A 17,172-nucleotide genomic window follows, 5' to 3' on the forward strand; every position below is an offset into this window, starting at 1 on the left:
TCAGGCTGACGCCCCCACCCACCATTCAGGCATATTCGCAAGCCAGAACGCTGGACGCCGAAACCACATCACGACAGCAAAGGATCGAACCATGTCTCATCATCTGGATTCCCCGCTCGCACGCCAGGACATCCGCCTGGATATCACTGATCTGTACTGTTTCCGCGGTCAGACAGGTACCGTGCTCGTCATCAACGTCTGTCATTCGATTACCGGCAATGTTCCGGTTCCGGGCTATCACCCGGAGGGCATGTACGAATTCAAGGTTGATACGAACTCCGACTCCATCGAAGACATTACTTACCGCCTCACGTTCGATGAGCGCGACGCGCAAGGCAAGCAGCGCTTCGTTCTACGCCGAGTCTCGGGGGCCGACGCGGTCGATCCCAACGCACAAGGCGAAGTCATCACTCGTGGCGAGACGGACACGGCCGTAACCACAGAGACCGGTATTCGTGTCTGGGCTGGCAAGGCTGGGGATCCCTTCTGGATCGAACCGTACGTACTGCATGCTGTTGGGCACGCGTTCCAGGACGGCACTGTTCTCAATCTCGGCGACTGGACCCCGGAGAATGCGCGCAACCTTTTCGCTGGCCACACGGTGTATTCGATTGTCATCGAGATTCCCGATGCTGAATTGCTCGCGGAAATTGGTGCCGACCGCCGCATCGGTGTTTGGGCCGTCGCTACCCTTGCGACTGACGCCGGCGGCTGGCGCTCGATCAACCGAGTGGGGCTGCCGATGATTCACCCGCTCTTCACTCAGTTCAACGAGGATCTTGGTAACCGGTTGAATGCCGGCCGTCCTTCCGAGGACTTCTCTACCTACGGCAATACACTCATCAAATCCATCGCTGGCGCGGTGACCGCTAACGGAACTGCTGATGATCCGGAAGGATATGCAACCAGAGTCGCTCACCGATTTCTCCCGAATATTCTTCCGTATACGGTGGGTACGCCTGCGGTGTTCGGTATGGCTGACTGGAATGGCCGGTCGCTAATAGATAACGCGCCCGACGTAATGTTCACGATTGCGGCGAACACCCCTATCAGCCTGCATATCGGCAAAGAATCCGTGAACCCGAGACCAACCGCGACCTTCCCATACGTGCCCAAGGTCTGACGTACGGCGCGAACGCGCCGGCGGCGGCGCGTTCGCCACCTTCCCCGGTTCTCCTATGGAGAAATGTCCATGCCAAAGAAGTTCCAACAGTTGCTTCCTCTGCAGCAGACAACCATTGAGACGCCGCCGCTTCTTCGTGGCCGAGGGAGAGCGCTGCTTCCAATCTTCGCCTTCATCGCGCTCCTACATGCGCTCGGTTGGGGCACGCTTACCCTGTTTGTCGCCCCCCTGCATCTCAGTGTCGGCTCCAAAGCCTTCGGCATTGGCGTTGGGCTAACAGCGTACACTCTCGGAATGCGACATGCATTCGATGCTGATCACATAGCTGCGATCGACAACACTACCCGCAAGCTCGTGGGGGAAGGTAAAGCCGCAGGGGCAGTAGGATTCTGGTTTTCACTCGGCCATTCAACCATCGTCTTCGGTCTGACGCTGCTGGTCGCACTCGGGGTGCATACGATCGCGAGCCGTATCGGCCGAGCTGATTCGCCGTTTCACGCATTGACCGGCATTATCGGGACAGGCATCTCCGGCATATTTCTTTTTTTGATAGCGGGATTCAACCTGGTTACCCTCGTTGACGTTTTGAAGGCATTCAAGCGTCTCCGTCGCGGTCAATACGACAACGCGTCGCTCGAAACGCTCCTTGACGGGCGAGGCTTCATCAATCGTTTACTCGCTCCGTTCATGAAGATCATTCGCAAGCCCACGCAAATGTTCGTCGTAGGTCTACTGTTCGGGCTCGGATTCGACACAGCAACAGAGATCGCGCTTTTAGTGCTGACCGGCTCAAGCGCGACGTCCGGGCTGCCGTGGTATGCGATCCTGTGTCTGCCAGTGCTTTTTGCCGCCGGCATGCTGTTCTTCGATACGCTTGACGGCTCCTTCATGACCGTTGCATACGGATGGGCACTAGACAGACCGGTAAGGAAAATCTACTACAACATAGTGGTCACAGCGCTCTCTATTGCAGTTGCAATGTTTATAGGCTCACTTGAGATCATAAGCCTCTTTCACGGTTCACTCGACTTCCACATTGGGATCCTTAATAGCCTTGTCGGACTCGATCTCAGCCAGTTAGGCTTCGCAATCGTCGCTATGTTCATCGCGACGTGGCTCGTTTCGGTCGTCATCTGGAAGGTCGGTCGTGTAGAGCAGAAATGGACCCCCGCAGAGAGGCGTACCGCTACTGCTCCGACCGAATCCTTCGCATCCCATTCACAGGAATGAGCGTGATGAAATCGCGCACTCTGGGGCAGCACGCCCCTACGGTTTCGTCGCTCGGGCTCATCGAGCAGTCCTTTGGCCTCCAGCAGGTCAGCGGTATCGAACCCCTCAGTGAAGAAGCTGTAGAACGTCCAGCCAGGAAAGCCCGGGAAAGTCAAGAAGGAAAAACAGCGGCTGACACGCAGACCAGGCACCAATCCGCCCGTTCGGAACCCCCACTATTTGCCTAATGCATCGTTGGCCGGAGAACCTTCGCGAGGACATCTTCACACCGCGCCCGTCGGCGCTAACTCAAGACAGGCACTGTCTCACTCAGGGTGTACGGATGACTCGGCGAATTCAAAACAAGCCTGAATGTATAAGGACCTTTGGCCGGATCGAATGAAAATACCCCGGCGTATGGAGCAAGCGAAGTGTCCACAGGGAAAACCATCCTGTGCTGCTGCGTCGCAGGCACTGGCGTTGGAGGTTGATCAGGATGCGGTGCAGGCAGTAGCTTTTCCAGATCGAATACTGTTCCCTCATTGTCTGTAACGGTGACCTTGTATAGGTGAGAATTCGCCCACGCGACATCAACGTCTGTGTTCGTATTGTTGTAGAACACGACGGTAACCGTGACTTTGGTCTTCAAGATCGGTGAGCACATCATTCCGATGTAGAACCCATCCGGTAGGCCGGACGGCGCATCAGCGCTGAATACCTGCTTCATGAACAACCCCTTAGGCGTGTAGATTCAGTGCAACCCCGAAGCTGATCTCGGGCGCGGACACGTTAACGAAAGACGGCGAGAAGTCGAACTTGAACGGCGTACCATCCCAGGAAACACTACGCTTCAGGCTAATCCCTTTTCCATTCAGGAAGTCCGCCAGCATGGCGTCCGCCCATGGCTCGAGGACATCCGCAACGCTCCGGATGAGTACGCTGGCAAGGCATTGATAGAGGAAGAAGAACAACGCCGAGCCCGCAGTGGCCCTCGCCCAACCGACATCGAGGTCGAGATCCACCGTCACGTCGTTTGCGAAGATTCCACCGGAAGAGATGACCGGCTTGAACTCAAGGGTCACATTTACCGTAATTGGTAGCCCGATAACCTTCCGCTGCGCGAACACACGCAACTGCAACTTACCGGAGTCCGTAGCACTAAAGCTAAGCCGTTCGATCCAGTTCGGTCCATCACGGCTGGGCTGCCCTTTGTCGTCGAACTGGGTCGGGATAACGCCCCCAACCCATAGATCCTGAAGGATCTGGGTCAGGAACCGCACGCTCAGCGCGATCGCCACGTCACTTCCGGATTCGCCAACCGAAACGACAGCCTGGTAACTCTGCTGCCCAAGGTTTTGTGTGGCTTGCAGCAGCAACTGCAGTTCGTCGGGTGACTCTGCGTCTGCTCTGGACGTGACCTTGAAATCCGTGGCACCTATTTGGGCCGACTGGGCATCGAGCAGGGCTTGCGCTGGCGTAGCGAGGGAGCCAGGTAGGCCGTTGAGCGTCGGCAGCGTGATCCTCTTTCTTAGCGCAACAACGGCGATTCGCTCAATCGTCGCCCTTATCACCTCCGTGAAATCGGCTCCGGGCGTTAGCGAGCCGATGCGTGCGAGGTCCAACTGGTCCAGCTGGGCAAAGCTGATTGTCAAAATGCAGTTATCATCCAACTGCTTCAATATGACTTTCGCTGTCGCTGCGAAGTCTCCCTCAAACGGCACGGTGAAGCTCTGGTCCACTCCTGGCTCGATGTAGTCGCCACCCGGAGTTTTGATGGTCCAATCAGCAAGCGACACATGTATCGTGATAGTCCCCGACCATTTCGCGCGAAGACCCACTAGCTGGGCTTCGCCGGCTTCGGTAAAAAGCGCGACATCCGACACCGAGAGATCAACATCCACGCTTGTGGAGAGCCCTAAAGGGTCCTCGGCGGCCCCAAATTTTAGGTGGAACTTCGAAGGCAGCACACCGGTGCTGAAGGCAAGCGCGATCGCGTGATTGAGGAACCCCGCTGTAACGGCGACCTGGATATCGTATTCCGGTGACCGCGCGGGCGCGGGAACCACTGGCGATGCTTGTTGGCCTGGCATTTAGGCATGCTCCACACTGAAGTCGCCGTAAAGAGCCAAGCAGCCATCTGGCCAGTCAATCTTGGTCGCCGCGGCGCGAAACTGAAGCTGCGTACCCGGAATGGGGCGATCGATAACACCTGTCTCTGTCTCATTGTCGACAAAGCCGGTGACGGCCCGATCGGCGAGAATTTTCCCGACAATCATTAACACCACGCTTACGAATCCGCCGACCGGCAACAGGGCATCAGCGGTAGTGAAAATGAGCAGTTTCACCGGTAGAGAGATGTCCACGTTAATGTTGTTAGCGTCGGTCACAAAGTTTCCGTCCTTAATTCCGGGCGAAAAGTCCCCCGACGCATGTCCGAGTTCGTCGAGCTGAACCCAGTCGATGACGGTCTTCGTCACCGCGTTGCAAACCTGATTACACAGGTTAAATGGGTCCACGACGGTGCAGATCGTCTCGGTCACAGTATTCTCAACTTGCTGGAGCGTACTTGACTGAACCTTGATTCCATCGAGCACGAACCGCCCTGGCTGAACATGCATATGCGCATCCTCGAAGATCAGGTCGCCCTTCAATCCTCCGGAGGGCGGAAAGACTCGGTATCCCTGAAGCGACGCGCACGTCTTGTCCAGTGCATACTGGATTAGCGGCAGCGACATCAAGATCGCGAAGCTCGCACCCGCCGCGATGGCATAGCCGACCTCATTCCAGTCGACTTTTTCGTTCATTACTTGCATCAGGATGGCAAGAGCCGCGCTCCCGTCGCCCGCCTTGACAACCTTGTAGTCGATAACTATCGGGATGTGCAGATCGCCGAGGATGGGTACCTGGGCGTCGATGGTGAAACCGATGGGAATCAACGACACTTGGTGAGCGAGGATGTACACGGCGGCCCTACGCACGATTGCACTGAGTACCGTAAGTCCCGCGGTCGAGAGCCTCAAATCCGTGTCGCCGATGTCCAGATCAAAACTAGTTACGCGCAATGCAGTAAGGTCCAGGGCGAGGCAAGGCTTTCCTGCAACACTGGTCCGCACGGCGCCGACCTCGATGGCAACATTCCCGCTCAAGGCGACGGTTAAAGTTGGCGGCTGACGCGGAACGGCGCCGCCAGGTAGCGGATCAAGACGTGTCTGAGCCGTTCCCTTGACCAGCACTCCGAGCGCCAGTCCAATAGTCCGATCATGCTCAAGGTGGATTTCGGGCTGCTGCAGTGTCACAACCCAGCTTATGTCCTCGCGCATCGCGAACTCTGCCAGCGGGATCGGGCGGGTGATCTGATGACTGAGCTGCTGGTCGACCGCCGCGACAAAGGCATCAAGGCTCGCCTGAAGCGCAGATTCGCTCAGTTCCAGCACGACGCCGAATCCGCCGTTTGCACTCATGGCTGTGAAGTCTCTATGGTCATAGTTTCAGGTCGCCACTGGTCAGAGATGATTTTCACCGGTATGCGAAATGTGGCGATCTGAGCGTGGCCGTCATCAGGCCGTGGCTCCTTTGGACGAGTCAAGGTCACAGTCACCGCTAGCTCGCCGCCTGCATCGCCAGCTCGAGTTCGGTCAGGGTGTACGACGATCGCGAAGTCACGTCGGTAGTGTGCCTCGTTCAGCGGAAACTCAGAGGGGTCCGGGATGATATCGGGGAAGCGCCGTCCAGGGCCGACGGTCTCGCCGCTGGCCCCGTACACCCGAACTTCTGGAGCGCCAACGATTGGCGCGTTCACGGATGTCACTTGTACGGCCGGCACCACATCATGAGAGAACCAACGGTACCAGTCTTTGTTCGATTTGCTGTAGCACGCGAAGCACATCGATTGAGGTCCCTCGCTATCGTTTTGTATAGCCAAATAGATGATCGCGACATCGGTTTCGGGGGGAGTACCATCGACCGGCTTATAGACCACCACTGCTCTTGGGTGGAGCACCGAGAAGTGGTAACTCGAGATCGGTCCGTCGCTCCGCAGGCAGCCGCAGGCTTGCAGGCATGCCATTGCAGCCAACGCGGCCGATAGAGCAGCTCGCCGCAGAAGCGGGAAGGCACCGACAGACATTTATCCTCCTACTGCGCAAATGTGGGTAGCTTGGAGAAATTGACGTCCTTGGGACGCTCTTCACTTTTGCGAGCTAAATGCAGAAACCGCCTTTTGAATTTGATTGAAGCCGTAAGGAACGAACAAAGCTACCCCTGCAAATAGGAGCTTCATCATGTCCATCGCGTTTTGTGCATCGCCAAAGTATGCATAGCGCCACATCGCAACGGTGCCAATCCCCAGGAACATAAACAGGATGACGACCATTCCGAATATCGCAATGACGCGGCTTGTGCTTCCAGTAAGCTCAGAGTAGTCAGACGGCTCGTAGGAGGTTGTTTCAGAAGTGGTTGTGCCGTTTGGATCTTTGACGACAGTAGTGGTGGGTTCAGTCGGTGGTTTGCTTACAATCGCCTCGTCTGATAGCGCCTTACTCCATGACCAGCCGCCATCTTTATTCAGCTGCGCCCATAATTTAAATACGCTGAACAGCGTGACCAAGTAGGTCAGGACAATCACTCCAAGGACAAACAGGTCGGTGTGTGCGGGTTGGACTTGCGGGGGTGGTGCGTCGCACCACGCGTTCGGACTTGCAATGAGCAAGAGAACAACGACTACCCGGGCCATTTTTTCTCCCCGCGTTCTATCGTAAGTCGTTAACCGTACACGGAGTGTAGTTGAGATCTTTGCCGTTTCAAGTTCACCACACCAGTCCGGGATAAAAGCTTTCAGCACTGCTCTCCTGGAAGCGTCGACCTGTTTCGCCCTGATCGTCATTCATACCGCTCACGTCAGGATGAATTTCCAAGAAAATCAAAGACGCACCAACTACCTAAAGGTTATTGAAAGCCGAATGAGTGCGCTCGCTATCGCCTTAAGGACTATTGGCGGTTAGCCAATACACAGGGCAGCGGCGAATACATTCATATTCGCTGGGGCGGAAAAGCGTTCTGCTGTCACTTTTGTAAGATGTGTGGTTGTTGGTGCACGCATCTATAGCTTTGAATGCGGAAGATATCAACAGACTCCGTTCGACGCAACGCCGGACTTGCCCACCTCGGCTTCGAAAGCATTCCTCCGTGTGCGCCACCGCACATTGGAAGCCGAAATTTTCTTCCGTTCCAAGGGTCGCGCGCCCTTGCCACCTGTCAGCGCGTGCTGCTTCGGCTCGCTGCCGGCGTGCGGCCAGACGAACTGTCCTTGATTCAGGCGTCGTGCTGCCAGCCAGATGCCAATCCCGTCATGAACGAGCACCTTCATCCGATTGGCCCGGCGGTTGGCAAACAGATAGGCGTGGTGCGGGTGCGCGGCGCCGAACACCTTGACCACGCGGGCCAGTGCCGTGTCGAAGCCCGCGCGCATGTCCAGCGGATCGACTGCCAGCCAGATCTCGTCGACCCGGATCACCGCAGCCACTCGCGCAGCCAGGCTGCACACTGGGCTGTCTCCGATATCGGCCAGCTTACCGTGACCGTCTGATCTCCCCGGCGCACTTCGATACGAATCTCTGCCGAATGCGTGTTCCGGGTTTCCAGTGCAATCGGCACAAATGCCGGCGCGGCTGCCGGTTGCAAATCTGCCGGACGGCCCGCTAGGCCCTTCGGAAGCCTGCCCTCTGCCTGATCGATCCAGCGTCGCAGCAGGTTCGCGTTGAGCCTGTGTTCCAGCGCGACCGCTGCGACTGATACTCCGGTTCCGTGGCGAGCAGCTACGACCTTGGCCTTGAACTCCTCGCTGTAGCGTCGCCGGCGGCGGCGTTCGGAGGGCATTCCTTCTTCGACGATAGTGTTCACGTGTCCGCTTATTCGTTAGGTGGACACGATACTCCCAAGAGCTCTACCGATCCTCAAGATGGATTGGCCGGCCGCTTACGATTTACCGCCACCTCGGGCCCACGCAACCGGTTTGGCAGGATTTTCATCGATTACCTGCGCAACGCTCGCGGCGCTACGACTGCTGCCGAGTTCTCCCTGCGCGCGCGCCCCGGGATGGGCGTGTCGATGCCAGTGCGATGGGATGAATTGCCGACGCTGCGCGGCGCGGACGAATGGGACATGCGATCGGCGGTGGCCCGCCAGCGCCGATTCGGCATGGACGCCTGGCACGACTACTGGCATGTCCGGCAGCGCATCACGCAAAAAATGCGCCGCGCCCTCGGCATGCAGTAGCCGCACGATGGCCGCGGATTGCGGCCGGCGGTTAATACCGCGCGATGAGGTTTCTGCGCTCAAGGGCGCTGGCGAAACCCGGCCCGTCTCCGATAAGGTGCGATCCGTCTCCCCGTTCGTTCCCGTCGTGCTCACGCATCAAGACGGTGTAGCCATATTCGGCGACGAACTCGATGATCGCGGTGCCAATTCCACAGTGCGTGTAACCGGGTGTGTTGTCGAGGAAACATTCCCGTAGCAGCAGGAGTGCAGCTCTCGTGTGTTCCTCTTCTATTTCATCGAACTCGAACCTGCCGATCACCGTTGCCCCGTCTTTCGCCGTGCACCAAAGATTGTCTTCGTCGAAATACAAGTCGATCGTCCGCCCATGTCGGTCGGTAATTGCCTTGTGCTCTGCCATTAATGTCCTTCGCTTGCTTGCTCTCTTGTTACGCCCATCTGATTGACTCCGCGTCGCGACACTAACCGAGGGCGGACGCCCCCCGCCAGTCGGCGAGCGAGCCGACCGCCCACAGGTGCTCTAGTGTCGTGAGTTAGAAGTTCGTTGAATCAATTTCCCGGTCTTTCTGGAATGACGAAATGTTGATTAAAGAGCCGCTCGGACTCGCGCAATCCTTCTTCGGTAAAGATCACGGACTTCGTCTTGTTGACCGGGTCTTCGATGAAACCTCGTTCGTAGAGCCGGTTCAGTACATCCCAGTCGAAACCCTTCCATGCACGGTATCGGTCATGCAGGGTCAGGTAGAGAAGTGCCAGTGCGACTTCATCAATTGCGTCGGTGTTGATCTTCATGATGCTTCGCCCGCGGCCTTCGTGACCCGCATACAGAACCGTTCGAGACTGGCCAGAATTTCATCAGCCGACTTGCTCCAAGAAAACGGCTGTGGATTGGCGTTATAGATCTCCAGGTATTGACGGATCGCGTCTTCGAGTTGACGTGCCGAGCGATGCGTACCGCGTCGAAGGTATTTTTCAGTGAGCGAGGCAAACCATCGTTCGACCTGATTAAGCCACGACGCCGAGGTGGGCGTGAAGTGAACATGGAAGCGGGGATGACGGGCGAACCAGGCTTTGATCGAGGGCGTTTTGTGCGTGCCATAGTTGTCCATCACCAGATGCACATCCAGGTGCGACGGCACACTGGCTTCGATGGTGCGCAGAAAGCGCACAAATTCGCTGCTGCGATGGCGCCGATATACCTCGCCGATCACCTCGCCAGTCGCGATGTCCAGCGCCGCGAACAGCGTGGTCGTGCCGTGACGCATGTAATCGTGCGTGCGTCGTTCAGCGATGCCGGGTGCCAACGGCAACATGGGTTGCGTGCGATCGAGCGCCTGAATCTGGCTCTTCTCGTCCACGCACAACACCATGGCCTTAAGCGGCGGATCCAGGTAAAGCCCGACGATATCTCGCGCCTTGTCGACGAACATCGGATCACTGGAGAGTTTGAACGTTTCCTGCCGATGCGGCTGCAGACCAAAAGCACGCCAGATCCGCGTGACCGCCGTTTGCGACAGTTTCATCTCACGAGCCATCGTGCGCGTGCTCCAGTGAGTTGCGCCGACAGGCGCGGACTCAAGCGTCTTCGCAATAACCGCATCGACGCGCGCATCATCAATCGTTCTCGGCGCGCCGGGCCGAGGCGCATCGAGCAGTCCGTCCAGACGATCCATGACGAACCGCGCCCGCCACTTCGACACCGTTTGCTGAGTGACCCGCTGTTTCGCCGCGACACTCCTGTTGTCCAGTCCATCGGCACAGGCCAACACGATGCGCGCCCGCAATGCGAGGGCCTGTGCGGTCTTGCGTCGCAATGTCAGTGCTTGCAGTTCTTTGCGCTCCGATTCGCTCAGCACCAGTTCCCCTTTGGGCCGTCCGCTCATCCCTGCCTCCTCGCATCAAGTACCACACAGAACACTTTAGTACGCGGTCGGGATCATTCAATGAATTTTTAACTCAGGACACTAGCGCTCAAGTGGTATCGCAAAGCCGCCGAGCAAGGTATAGCCGTGGCTCAGAATAACCTCGGCGACTTATATCGGCGCGGACAGGGCACACGACAAGATAAAGTCTTGGCCTACGCCTTGTTCGATCTCGCCTCTACATTTTACGACGACGCTAAGAGCGCGAAATCTAGCTTGCGTGAGGAGATGACCGCGAGCGAGGTGGCGAAGGCCCAAAAACTATCGAGCGCGTTGCAGGCGGGGACGCCGCTTCCGAAAAGCAGCCGCGCACAAGAGTGATCAGTTCGACCGTTGTGCAGACCGCGCACCGAGAAGGACGCCCGCTGCCCGCTCCGCGCAACGATCAGTGCGACCGATGCAGCCGTCGGCCGCTAGCCCTCCTGTCCGGTCGGCGCTACCTATGGGTTTGTAGGTGAACCGGCCGGACCCTGAAGGGGAATGCGCGGCCATGAGTTCACGTTCCTGAAGACCCGGACCAGGCCGCGCAACGCGTCGACGTCTTTCCTATTGGCTCATTGGCGTCCGAAAGCAGCTCGCCGGAAACGAGCATTGCGCGTCCGACGCCTGAGCGTCAGCACTGGGCGCTTGAACGGGAACATCGGCGGAAAGAGACCACGTTGATGCGTCCCGGAGCGACCACCGACCGTGAAACTGCCGCGCCTCGTACAGGCACAAACCCGGCTGACCTGGTTTGTCTTTATCGGGCGCCGCCGGCTTGAAGAAATCACTCGTGGAATAGGCGGCAAGGGCGACCACGACAGCCGCCCAAATGGCCAGCGCAGACTGCGCCCCATATTTGAAGGTCTCCAGCCTGTGCTCGTTTCGATATTTGGGAAACACGTAGAACCATTGGAACCACCAGAATAGCGGGGGCACGACGCCCCAAAAAACTGCAAGTATGAACAGCCCAACGGGTGGCCGGCACGGTGGGGCGAACCACGCCGCAAGCAATGTGTATATCAACGCAACGACAGAGACAATCGCAAAAAACCGAAGCCACCACCGCGCCGGGATCCAGCCCAGGTGCACCCGAACCTGCCCAGCGAGCCGCCATAGGCGATCCCGAACCGGGGCCGCCACGAGGGGACCAAAAATTACCGCCAGCACAACCCACCAAAACGCCGGCACCCCGATGACAGCGAAAACGAGCGCCGCAATCACCAACCCCACGACTATCCAAACCCACGCGGGCGCCCGCCCGATAGCCACAACCCATCGCGGCGCGTTCACGGTCGACGGCGGATAAATGTCAAAGCGAGTTGGGTCGGGTTCCGGAAGCGCCTGACCAAGTGCTGCGTCGGCCGCCAGCTCTAGTTGACGGAGAGGTTCCTGAACTTCCATTAGCCGGTTTCTGAATTCGTTTCCGAGCAATTGACCGAGTGCAGCGACCGCGGCCTCCAGTCGTCGGACAGCGGCCTTCGCGCCTGCAATTTCCTGTGTGGTCTGCGCCCCAGCCAGTGCATTGGCGGCTGCACGCAATTCGGGGACAACGACTGTAGGAATGTCCTCGACATGGTCCCTCAAGTCGAGTGCCCGGTGGGCGTCGATCGGATCAAGCGCAGCGGCCGCGTCGCGCAATGGACCAACAGCGCTTTCGATGGCTATAACCCGGCTTCGAAATGTGTCTACCAACTGGTCCATGGGAGGCTGCCCGGTGGGCGCCGCTGTCGCCGCTACCGCGGCCGCGACCGCACTATCCAGTTGACGGAGAACATCATTAATGGCCGTAACCTGCAGTCGAAATTCGGTTACCCGCTGCTGAACGGTCATGAGAGGCTGTGTGGCGGGCATCTTATTTTCCTTTGGACCCTGATCGCCAACAGTCTAGGCGAGCGGCCCTCGCGTTTTGCGGTGTCTGTGCGGTCCCCCTCATTTCGTGAATCATAAAGTTCGCGCGCGACCATCCGGCCACCGAGAAAACCGCAGGCGCCCCGCACTGCACCGGCTGGATTCAACTTCCCTACGCCCTAGTTTCCACCGAACGCACCTCGGCCTGGCACCATAAAGACCCGTGTCGAAAAGAACCATTTGGTGCGCCACATCGCACGTGAATGTAGGCATACGGTCCGCCAGCGGCGACCGCATGGCCGTTACGGACCGCGCCCCGCGCCGGTCAATTACCGCGCCCTGCCTCTCCTTCCATTTCCTTTGCGCGTCCGACGAGACCCTCGCCGAAGTCCCTCAACTCCTTCGCCAGAAGGTGCTGGCTTTTCACGACGCTGGTACGAACTGACTCTGATATCGCGCGAACTGCTTCCTCGACCCCTAGCGCAACAATACGGTCACGCTCCTGCGCGAGTCCGACGACAGCACTGCCCAACGCCGCAGCGAGCAGAACCTGTGGATCAATGACCGGGTCGCCTTTGGACAGGCCCGCCCACGGATCTGGCGGTATGACAGGAACCGGACCATCGACGAATTGAGGCCACATAAACACAAGGACCGAGCAAGGCGGTACTGTACGCAGCAGGGCATCCCGGGCCAGATAGCCAAACTTGAGCACCTCCGTCAGGGAATAATCGCCGCGACGAACCATGATATTTAGGGGCTGCGTGTTCAGCGCCGCCCATGCGCCCGCGGCAAAATGGCGCGAAAGAGTTGCAGGCCGCGCGAGCCACACGCCGATGTTGCGATAGTAGTTCTTAATATTTTCCAGGTACGCCTGTCCGGTCGGGCTTGCCTTGAAACCCAGCGTCTTCGGTGGTGGGGCGGCCGGGTCGCCGATAAGATTGATGTCGAAAAAGTGATGCCACGTTGAGTCCACGCAGACTCGACCAACTCTTTCCCGGTGACCATCGTAGGCCCCGACGATTCCGAACATTCGGGGTTCGGCAAATACATCTGAGCCTGTATGTGGCTCGCCCGAAGGGACAACATTCTTTTCGGGAAGTACTTTACCCCATGCCACAATCTCCGGCGAAGTCGGGACAAGCCCCGTCTTCGGATACTCCACAAACTGCTTTCCTTTGAACGTGAACGTCGCCGAGAGGTCCGTGGGCACAATTACCTCACCTTCGTGCATGTGGTCCGGGAAGGCGGTGATAGCGCCTTGCGGTCCACAGAGCAGTGGGTGCGGATAGGACCAGCGCGAAAAGACGCTCGCTGACTGAGTGTACCAACGAAGATTGATCGGCTGCGGGATGTCATCCGACTGGTCGTCGAATAACACGGTCCCTTTTTGGGGGTCGTTGTGCCCTGGCTGTGTTGTATCGATCCGATCTGCATCCAATGCGGATGGAGCTTTAGGTTCGCCGTGCGGGCCGGGGTTTGGGAAATACCATTTCCGCATTGACCGGACTCGAGGAATCTGCCCGCACAGTTCAACGCCAAGATCCTCGTGGTCACCCGTAGCGAACACGCCACCACCGCCATCCATGAACGTTGCGATCGCGAAGAGTTCGCTTTCCGACATCGTTGTGTCGGTCCCGCCGCGTGGTGCAACACCAATCAGCCAGATCTCGTCATAAACGGACAGGTCGTGTTCATCGAAATGGAAGTGCTCGATGTCGGCCGCGCCTCGCACGTCTGTATCACGATGAGCCTTGGTGATGTGAAAGCGGGAAAAGATCGGAATTCCCGTGAGCGCGTCGATCACTTCCGAGAGACCAAAATACGCGTCCCCGTAAATCCCGGGCGTTTGATCGCCCTCGCCGAAGGTTGCGTAGTGCGATGAACCTTGGCGTCCGTCCAAAACGATAAGGATGTTGATCCGCGTGAAGATCGGCCAAAGCTTGTTCCAGTCAATAGTCGGAATGGGTATGGTCGGCATGGCTACACTCCTGTTCAAATTCCTAAATAGGCCACGTCACGGTTGTCACATATTGGAAGCGATAGGGATTGGAAAGCCTTGAACAACCGCTCTTTGGTTGGGTCAGTGGCACCCGGAAAAAGTAAGGGTGGACCTAAACCGCTGTGCGCGATGCGAAGCAGTCGCCGTAGAATTGCCAGCCCAACGATCTATGCCGTGCAGGGCACGCGCATGAAATGAGGAAAGTGGAATACAGACGTCTCACCATGCAAAGCATGCGAAGTATGCGCCTCGCACAATGAAATCTTCGATATCGAAAAACGACCAGCATGCAAGGATGGTAGGCGGCGACATGCCGATAATCAACCTCCTCGCTAACCCGCCGCGTCACGAGAAAAACCTTTGCTGATAGGTATCGGAGAGGTCTTAAGAGATTAGCGCCAGTATCGTTGCGCAAGTCACTGAAATCGCTTGTTCCGCCCGATATTTGCGATCATTGCATTGGGCCCACAAACTATTCGGCTCAGCTGGCGCGGTTTGACAACAACCAAGGAAAATTGCGTGCTCCTCGATGTGTCCGATGCGGTCGGACGAGACGACACTGCTCCGCCCATTCCACAGACGTAAAGGGGCGTGGTCAATGAGTTGATCGCGAAAGGTAAAGCCGTGGGCGACGCCAACTTTTTTGCTGGACTCAACTACCGCTCAATCGACCATCCATACGCCATTTATAGGCGAATGCTCTGGCGCTCTGGGCAGGCAGCAGTCACGTCCGGCTTCGCAAATATCACCAGTGCTCTGCAACGTAGCATGCACTTGGGGCGACAGTTCGCCTTCTGACTGAGTCCGTCGGCCTCGCTTCGAGAGCGCTTAGTCCGCTTTCGAATCGACGCACCTCATTGCCGTGCACGAGGTGCCCCACAACTGGCGCAACAGTTTTGCGACTCTGCGACAGAGTAGTGCAACTGGCATCGCCTGAAGCCCTGCGGCGGCTCGCGGGCCGACTAGAGCCCGACGAACGACCGCGACGATCGTCTCGGGCGCGCGAGCTATGCAAAAGGCATGAACCGACCCTGCGGAGACGTACGACATTCCAGAAAGCGGACGTTGCGAATGCGTGCGGAAGGCCACACACGTCAGCACTTCTGGTTGCCTACCTGCCGCTCGCTTGGCATAGGCATCACGGCGTGCGGCCTTCTCTCGCGCGGCCTGATTAGCGGTCAAACGGACACACCCACGACGGATTTTCGCGCACTCAGTCCGCGATTTAAGGGTCAGAATGCCGCGCACAATTGGCGCTAGTCGAGGCTTTGCGCGGCGTCGCGGATCGAAAGGGCATTTCTGCTGCACAAATGCACAAATCGCAATCGCTTGGGTCGCCGCTCAGGGTCCTGATATTGTTCCGCTAGTTGGCGCGTGCAAGCGTGAGCGGTTGAGCGAAGCACTCGGTTCAGTCGACATCGAACTGAACGATGAGGATCTCGCCAGTATCGCGCGCGCCGTTCCTAACGGCGCAGCCGCCGGCTATCGATACACCACCGCACTGCTTTCCGAACTGGACAGCGAAATGCGCCCGGGGTAACCGCGGAGTCCATCGCAGCAATCCGAGAGGGAGCGGCCGGCACCTATCATTGTCACCGGTCGAGTGCGACGCGACGCTGCTCTCGAAATGATCGAAGAGCTGCGCCGCCTGCGTTCGTTTGCCGATGCAAACGATGCGACACTAGCGCTTCTCGAAGCCGACTCGAAAGACACGTTTTCCGCGTGGTCTCGCCATTCGCGTTCGAATCCGAAAAAATGGCGTTTGCGCACATTTGCTCACCTGCTCGGTGGGACATGATCGTCGTGCCGCATTTCCTGACGGTGCGGCACCCATCAAGTTGCATGGCTATTTGATCTCAAGCCTTGCGTCCCCGTATATCCGGAGAACATCATGAGCAAAACGATACTTATCACTGGCGCATCCAGCGGGTTCGGACGCCTCACGGCCGAAGCACTTGCGCGAGCAGGACACACCGTCTATGCGTCGATGCGAGATATCAATGGACGTAACACGGCAGCTGCCGCGCAAATGACCGCGCTTGCGGGAAGTGAAGGCATCAATCTACGCCCCACCGAAATGGATGTTCAATCGGACGCTTCCGTGAAAGCTACTGTCTCGAAGGTCATTGACGCAGCCGGCAAGCTGGATGTCCTCATTCACAACGCAGGCCACATGGTATTCGGACCTGCTGAAGCGTTCACTCCCGAGCAGTATGCAGAACTCTACGACGTGAACGTCATCAGTACGCAGCGTGTTAACCGGGCAGTACTACCCCACATGCGGGAGCGAAAGGAAGGCTTGTTGGTGTGGGTCTCAAGCAGTAGTTCCGCTGGAGGTACGCCGCCCTGGTTGGCGCCCTATTTTGGCGCCAAGGCGGCGATGGACGCCATCGCCGTGCAATACGCACGCGAGCTCTCGCGGTGGGGCATCGATACTTCTATCATCGTCCCGGGCGCATTCACGAAGGGCACAAACCATTTTGCACACGCGAGTCGCCCGGGCGACGAGGCCTGCGCGGACGAATACGACAGTGGTCCATACAAAGGCTTCGGCACCCAAGTCCAAGAGGCGTTCGCTGCGATAGTCCCTGTCGATGCGGACGCAAGTCTTGTGGCGAAAGCAGTTGTCGATGTTGTAGACGCCCCGTTTGGCAAACGCCCCTTCCGAGTACACATCGATCCCACGGAAGACGGCGCAAATGTCGGCTTCACGGTGCTCGACCGCCTGCGTGCTGAGATGCTGCATCGCGTCGGCCTCGCTGACTTGCTGAAACCTCGATCGCTGAAATGAACTGACGGGGACGGAGCTGTAG

General features: G+C 57.9%; 19 protein-coding genes. 7 read left to right on the plus strand and 12 right to left on the minus strand.

Annotation, left to right across the window (positions count from 1 at the left end; translation table 11 throughout):
* Positions 1-91 precede the first annotated feature (91 nt).
* Together AB4Y44_RS27890 and AB4Y44_RS27895 are read left to right on the plus strand one after the other, a co-directional pair.
* Complete coding sequence (locus tag AB4Y44_RS27890; RefSeq protein ID WP_368701395.1) at positions 92-1,123, plus strand: DUF4331 family protein; 1,032 nt, start codon at positions 92-94, stop codon at positions 1,121-1,123.
* Between the two features lie 69 nt (positions 1,124-1,192).
* A complete protein-coding gene (locus tag AB4Y44_RS27895; protein WP_368701396.1) occupies positions 1,193-2,353 on the plus strand; it encodes a HoxN/HupN/NixA family nickel/cobalt transporter in 1,161 nt (386 codons plus the stop codon).
* Between the two features lie 283 nt (positions 2,354-2,636).
* Here AB4Y44_RS27895 and AB4Y44_RS27900 read toward each other — a convergent pair whose 3' ends face one another.
* From AB4Y44_RS27900 to AB4Y44_RS27930, 7 genes are all read right to left on the minus strand, one after another.
* A complete protein-coding gene (locus AB4Y44_RS27900; RefSeq protein ID WP_368701397.1) occupies positions 2,637-3,059 on the minus strand; it encodes a hypothetical protein in 423 nt (140 codons plus the stop codon).
* Positions 3,060-3,069: 10 nt separating this feature from the next.
* Complete coding sequence (locus AB4Y44_RS27905) at positions 3,070-4,422, minus strand: hypothetical protein (protein ID WP_368701398.1); 1,353 nt, start codon at positions 4,420-4,422, stop codon at positions 3,070-3,072.
* The gene (locus AB4Y44_RS27910; protein ID WP_368701399.1) at positions 4,423-5,793 is read right to left on the minus strand and encodes a hypothetical protein; all 1,371 of its coding nucleotides are present in this window, start codon (positions 5,791-5,793) and stop codon (positions 4,423-4,425) included.
* Positions 5,790-6,458 carry a hypothetical protein gene (locus AB4Y44_RS27915; RefSeq protein WP_368701400.1) on the minus strand — a complete coding sequence of 223 codons (669 nt, stop codon included), beginning with the start codon at positions 6,456-6,458 and terminating at the stop codon, positions 5,790-5,792. Before AB4Y44_RS27915 ends, AB4Y44_RS27910 begins: the two co-directional genes overlap by 4 nt.
* 60 nt (positions 6,459-6,518) lie before the next feature.
* Positions 6,519-7,172, minus strand: a complete 654-nt coding sequence (locus tag AB4Y44_RS27920; protein ID WP_368701401.1) for a hypothetical protein — start codon at positions 7,170-7,172, stop codon at positions 6,519-6,521.
* Positions 7,173-7,454: 282 nt separating this feature from the next.
* A complete protein-coding gene (gene tnpB, locus AB4Y44_RS27925) occupies positions 7,455-7,853 on the minus strand; it encodes an IS66 family insertion sequence element accessory protein TnpB (RefSeq protein ID WP_368701402.1) in 399 nt (132 codons plus the stop codon).
* Positions 7,841-8,230, minus strand: a complete 390-nt coding sequence (locus AB4Y44_RS27930) for a transposase (RefSeq protein WP_368701403.1) — start codon at positions 8,228-8,230, stop codon at positions 7,841-7,843. The genes tnpB and AB4Y44_RS27930 overlap by 13 nt, the downstream gene beginning before the upstream one ends.
* On the opposite strand from AB4Y44_RS27930, the gene AB4Y44_RS27935 reads away from it, so the two are divergent.
* Positions 8,231-8,605 carry a hypothetical protein gene (locus tag AB4Y44_RS27935; protein WP_368701404.1) on the plus strand — a complete coding sequence of 125 codons (375 nt, stop codon included), beginning with the start codon at positions 8,231-8,233 and terminating at the stop codon, positions 8,603-8,605.
* A 31-nt stretch (positions 8,606-8,636) separates the two neighbouring features.
* On the opposite strand, the gene AB4Y44_RS27940 is transcribed toward AB4Y44_RS27935, so the two are convergent.
* The 3 genes from AB4Y44_RS27940 to AB4Y44_RS27950 all read right to left on the minus strand — a co-directional run bounded on the left by AB4Y44_RS27940 (position 8,637) and on the right by AB4Y44_RS27950 (position 10,488).
* Positions 8,637-9,005 carry a hypothetical protein gene (locus AB4Y44_RS27940; RefSeq protein WP_368701405.1) on the minus strand — a complete coding sequence of 123 codons (369 nt, stop codon included), beginning with the start codon at positions 9,003-9,005 and terminating at the stop codon, positions 8,637-8,639.
* Between the two features lie 149 nt (positions 9,006-9,154).
* The gene (locus tag AB4Y44_RS27945) at positions 9,155-9,397 is read right to left on the minus strand and encodes a DUF6429 family protein (RefSeq protein WP_368701406.1); all 243 of its coding nucleotides are present in this window, start codon (positions 9,395-9,397) and stop codon (positions 9,155-9,157) included.
* A complete protein-coding gene (locus AB4Y44_RS27950) occupies positions 9,394-10,488 on the minus strand; it encodes an IS630 family transposase (RefSeq protein ID WP_368701407.1) in 1,095 nt (364 codons plus the stop codon). The genes AB4Y44_RS27945 and AB4Y44_RS27950 overlap by 4 nt, the downstream gene beginning before the upstream one ends.
* 126 nt (positions 10,489-10,614) lie before the next feature.
* Between AB4Y44_RS27950 and AB4Y44_RS27955 the strand changes: the two genes are divergently transcribed.
* Positions 10,615-10,848, plus strand: coding sequence for an SEL1-like repeat protein (locus tag AB4Y44_RS27955; protein WP_368701408.1), 234 nt, complete (start codon positions 10,615-10,617; stop codon positions 10,846-10,848).
* Positions 10,849-11,073: 225 nt separating this feature from the next.
* Here the strand turns inward: AB4Y44_RS27955 and AB4Y44_RS27960 are convergent, their stop codons facing one another.
* A complete protein-coding gene (locus AB4Y44_RS27960; RefSeq protein WP_368701409.1) occupies positions 11,074-12,360 on the minus strand; it encodes an EI24 domain-containing protein in 1,287 nt (428 codons plus the stop codon).
* Positions 12,361-12,682: 322 nt separating this feature from the next.
* A complete protein-coding gene (locus AB4Y44_RS27965; RefSeq protein WP_368701410.1) occupies positions 12,683-14,338 on the minus strand; it encodes a hypothetical protein in 1,656 nt (551 codons plus the stop codon).
* Between the two features lie 1,258 nt (positions 14,339-15,596).
* Here AB4Y44_RS27965 and AB4Y44_RS27970 point away from each other — a divergent pair.
* The 3 genes from AB4Y44_RS27970 to AB4Y44_RS27980 all read left to right on the plus strand — a co-directional run bounded on the left by AB4Y44_RS27970 (position 15,597) and on the right by AB4Y44_RS27980 (position 17,150).
* Positions 15,597-15,899 (plus strand): aldo/keto reductase, encoded by a 303-nt coding sequence (locus AB4Y44_RS27970; protein WP_368701411.1) that lies wholly within the window; start codon positions 15,597-15,599, stop codon positions 15,897-15,899.
* Positions 15,900-15,986: 87 nt separating this feature from the next.
* Positions 15,987-16,157: a hypothetical protein gene (locus AB4Y44_RS27975; protein ID WP_368701412.1), complete on the plus strand. Its 171-nt coding sequence runs from the start codon at positions 15,987-15,989 to the stop codon at positions 16,155-16,157.
* A 93-nt stretch (positions 16,158-16,250) separates the two neighbouring features.
* The gene (locus AB4Y44_RS27980) at positions 16,251-17,150 is read left to right on the plus strand and encodes an SDR family oxidoreductase (RefSeq protein WP_368701413.1); all 900 of its coding nucleotides are present in this window, start codon (positions 16,251-16,253) and stop codon (positions 17,148-17,150) included.
* Positions 17,151-17,172 lie beyond the last annotated feature (22 nt).

Origin of the sequence: Paraburkholderia sp. BR10937 (assembly GCF_040965695.1) — a bacterium.
In the GTDB taxonomy this organism is placed as follows: Bacteria; Pseudomonadota; Gammaproteobacteria; order Burkholderiales; family Burkholderiaceae; genus Paraburkholderia.